General features: G+C 65.4%; 4 protein-coding genes. 3 read left to right on the forward strand and 1 reads right to left on the reverse strand.

Features of this window, described 5'->3' with window-relative positions:
• The coding region (rpsA, locus tag WB461_RS00725) for a 30S ribosomal protein S1 (protein ID WP_423850809.1) at window positions 1–1,278 on the forward strand (1,278 nt) is incomplete at its 5' end.
• 73 nt (window positions 1,279–1,351) lie between these two features.
• On the opposite strand, the gene WB461_RS00730 is transcribed toward rpsA, so the two are convergent.
• Window positions 1,352–1,489, reverse strand: coding sequence for a hypothetical protein (locus WB461_RS00730; RefSeq protein WP_423850810.1), 138 nt, complete (start codon window positions 1,487–1,489; stop codon window positions 1,352–1,354).
• 93 nt (window positions 1,490–1,582) lie between these two features.
• Here WB461_RS00730 and WB461_RS00735 point away from each other — a divergent pair, with 93 nt between their 5' ends.
• Window positions 1,583–2,542, forward strand: coding sequence for a GlxA family transcriptional regulator (locus tag WB461_RS00735; protein ID WP_423850811.1), 960 nt, complete (start codon window positions 1,583–1,585; stop codon window positions 2,540–2,542).
• 59 nt (window positions 2,543–2,601) lie between these two features.
• Window positions 2,602–3,502 (forward strand): phosphatase PAP2 family protein (locus tag WB461_RS00740; RefSeq protein WP_423850812.1); only part of this gene is annotated, 901 nt, incomplete at its 3' end.

Here is a 3,502-nt window from a genome sequence, read left to right on the forward strand (position 1 = left end):
ATCCCCTCCCGCGAGCTCTCCATCAAGCACGACGTCGACCCCCATGACGTCGTCGCGATGGGCGACGTGGTCGAGGCCCTCGTTCTCCAGAAGGAGGACAAGGAAGGCCGTCTGATCCTGTCCAAGAAGCGCGCCCAGTACGAGCGCGCCTGGGGCGACATCGAGAAGATCAAGGCCGAGGACGGCGTCGTCGAGGGCACCGTGATCGAGGTCGTCAAGGGTGGCCTCATCATGGACATCGGACTCCGCGGCTTCCTGCCCGCCTCGCTGGTCGAGATGCGCCGCGTGCGCGACCTCGACCCGTACATCGGCCAGAAGATCGAGGCCAAGATCATCGAGCTCGACAAGAACCGCAACAACGTGGTCCTGTCCCGCCGTGCCTGGCTCGAGCAGACCCAGTCGGCCGTTCGCCAGAACTTCCTCACCGAGCTCCAGAAGGGGCAGGTTCGCAAGGGCGTCATCTCCTCGATCGTCAACTTCGGTGCGTTCGTCGACCTCGGCGGCGTCGACGGCCTGGTCCACGTGTCCGAGCTGTCGTGGAAGCACATCGACCACCCGAACGAGGTCGTCCAGGTCGGCGACGAGGTCACCGTCGAGGTGCTCGACGTCGACATGGACCGCGAGCGTGTCTCGCTGTCGCTCAAGGCGACGCAGGAAGATCCTTGGCAGCACTTTGCTCGCACGCACCAGATCGGCCAGATCGTGCCGGGCAAGGCGACCAAGCTGGTCCCCTTCGGCGCGTTCGTCCGTGTCGAGGAGGGCATCGAGGGCCTGGTGCACATCTCCGAGCTCGCCGAGCGTCACGTCGAGATCCCCGAGCAGGTCGTCCAGATCGGCGATTCGGTCATGGTCAAGATCATCGACATCGATCTCGAGCGTCGTCGCATCTCGCTGTCGCTCAAGCAGGCCAATGAGACCGAGGCCGCAGTCAGCGATGACTTCGACCCGACGCTCTACGGCATGACGTCCTCGTACGACGCCGATGGCAACTACATCTACCCCGACGGTTTCGATCCCGAGACCGGCGAGTGGCAGGATGGCTTCGACGAGGCCCGCGCCACCTGGGAGAAGCAGTACGCCGAGGCGCACGAGCGCTGGGAAGCGCACAAGCAGCAGATCATCGATGCCGAGAAGTCGAGCATCGAGGCCTCCGAGGCGGCGAACTACTCCTCAGACACCGCCGGCGGCGAGGGCGAAGCTCCGCAGCAGGAGGGCTCGCTGGCCTCCGACGAGGCCTTGCAGGCGCTCCGTGAGAAGCTCACGGGCGGCGAGGCGTAACAACCCGTTCCACGACAGAACCCTCGGTCCTCACGGACCGGGGGTTCTGTGTGTTGGAGGGCAGCGACGGTGGTCATGCCACCCAACGGGGTGGGAAGGAGTCCACGTGGCTGCGCGGAGCGGGGCGGGTGCCGTACCCGTCTTGGGGGATCAGCACAGCGAGTGCTATCCCCGATGCGATGACCAGAATGGCCGCGATGGTGATGAACATGGCAGTAATTCTGCTTGTGAGTAGATCGTGCCACCAGTGGCAGAAATGACATGCTGCGTTGATTTTCTGCCATCATCCTGACATGATGATTTTATGAAGAAGGTCGTGGTCATCGTGCAGGACGGGGCCGAGCCGTTCTCGCTCGGAGTGCTCGGTGAGGTGTGGGCGGAGCCGTACCATCCCGAGGACGGCAACCCCCAGTTCGATTACGTCGTCTGTACGCCACGTCCGGGGCGGGTCAAGGGCAGCGTGGGCTATGACTACGTCGTGGATCACGGTCTCGAAGCGCTGGACGACGCCGATCTCGTGGCGGTCGTTCCCAAGCGCAACTTTTTGGATCCGTCTCCCGAGGTTGCGGCCGCCGTGCGCGCAGCGGCCGATCGGGGGGTGCGTGTGCTGGCGTCCTGCACAGGAGTCTTCATCCTGGGTGAGGCTGGGCTGCTCGACGGCCGGGCATGCACTACTCACTGGCGATATGGCGCGCTGCTCGCCGAACGATTTCCGCTGGCGAGGGTCGACGCCGATGTGCTGTACGTCGAGGACGGCGTGGTGCTGACGGGTGCGGGTTCGGCTGCGGGCATCGACGCGTCGCTCCATCTGCTGCGCCAGGTGTTCGGGGCGAAGGTCGCCACCACCACGGCGCGGCGCATCGTGGTCTCGCCGCACCGCGAGGGAGGACAGGCCCAGTTCGTACGCACCCCGATGGGGCAGACCGAGGCCGACACGCTCGCGCCGTTGCTTGCATGGGCGAGCGATCATCTGGACGAACAGCTCTCGATCGAGAGGCTGGCGGCCCAGGCACACATGTCACCGCGGACCTTCGCGCGACGTTTCCGCGACGAGACCGGGACGACACCCCTGCAGTGGCTCAGCAGCCAACGCCTCGCGCAGGCCGAGGAGCTGCTGGAGAACTCGACCTGGTCGGTGGAGCAGATCGCGAGCCGTGTCGGTTTCGGTAACGCAGCGACCCTGCGGCACCATTTTGCGACTGCACGGGGAACGACCCCACAGCAGTACCGAAAGACGTTCACGTGCATCGATCGAGCCGTGTGAGGCCCCCCATTCCAGGGCTGGCGCGCGACCGAGTTGCCGAGGGACGCTACAGTCGCACAGTGCGTAGGTCGGGTTTGGAGTTCAGTTCCGCGCTCGCGGTGGCCACGGTGGTCGTGGCGATCGTGATGGCAGAGTCGCTAGGACTGGGCTTCCACGACCCCGACGGATCGACGGGTCCGACCTACATCCGGCTCCCCTTCATCGTCCTCGTCGCGCTCGTGCTGGACGTGGTCCCACGGGCTCTCTGGCGTGCACGGTCGTGGCGGGACACGCGCGATTCGGCCGTCGAGGTGTGGCGCGAACGCTGGACCCCGGCCAATTTGCGATTCATGCTGATCGGCCTGGTCGGCTGGTATGCGACGTATGCGTCGGTGCGCAACCTCAAGGGCTTCGTGCCGTTCGCCAATCATCAGCTGTACGACACCGACCTGGCCAGGCTGGATCGCGCGATGTTCCTCGGCCATTCACCCGCGGTGCTCCTCCACCAGCTGTTGGGCACCGATCTCGCGGCACAGGCGTTGTCGTTCTTCTACGTCGCGTGGATCGCGGCCCTGCCGGCTTCGTTGGCCATCGCCCTGGTGTGGGCGCGCCGTGATCGGATCAGCTCGTGGTGGGTGACAGCAGTGTCGGTCGACTGGGTGATCGGCGTCGCGCTCAACTTCGCCCTGCCGACACTCGGCCCGATCTATGACCGTCCGGCCGAGTTCGGCGGTCTGACCACGACGGCCACGACGACTCTTCAGCAGTCGATGTGGGCAGAGCGCCTGCAGGTCCTGGCCGACCCGGTCAACACCCACACGGTGCAGAACATCGCAGCATTCGCCTCGCTGCATGTCGCGATCGCCACCACAGCGTGCCTGGTGGCCCATCGAGCTGGTCTCCATCGCTCGATCGTGTGGTCGCTGCGTGCCTTCCTGGCGATCACGATGGTCGCCACGGTGTACTTCGGCTGGCACTACG

Source organism: Aeromicrobium sp. (genome assembly GCF_049587115.1).
GTDB lineage: Bacteria > Actinomycetota > Actinomycetes > Propionibacteriales > Nocardioidaceae > Aeromicrobium.

Bases quoted from the DNA above. Each gene is read 5' to 3' on its own strand.
- WB461_RS00735 (WP_423850811.1), top strand. From the start codon at position 1,583: ATGAAGAAGGTCGTGGTCATCGTGCAGGACGGGGCCGAGCCGTTCTCG.
- WB461_RS00730 (WP_423850810.1), bottom strand. From the start codon at position 1,489: ATGTTCATCACCATCGCGGCCATTCTGGTCATCGCATCGGGGATAGCA.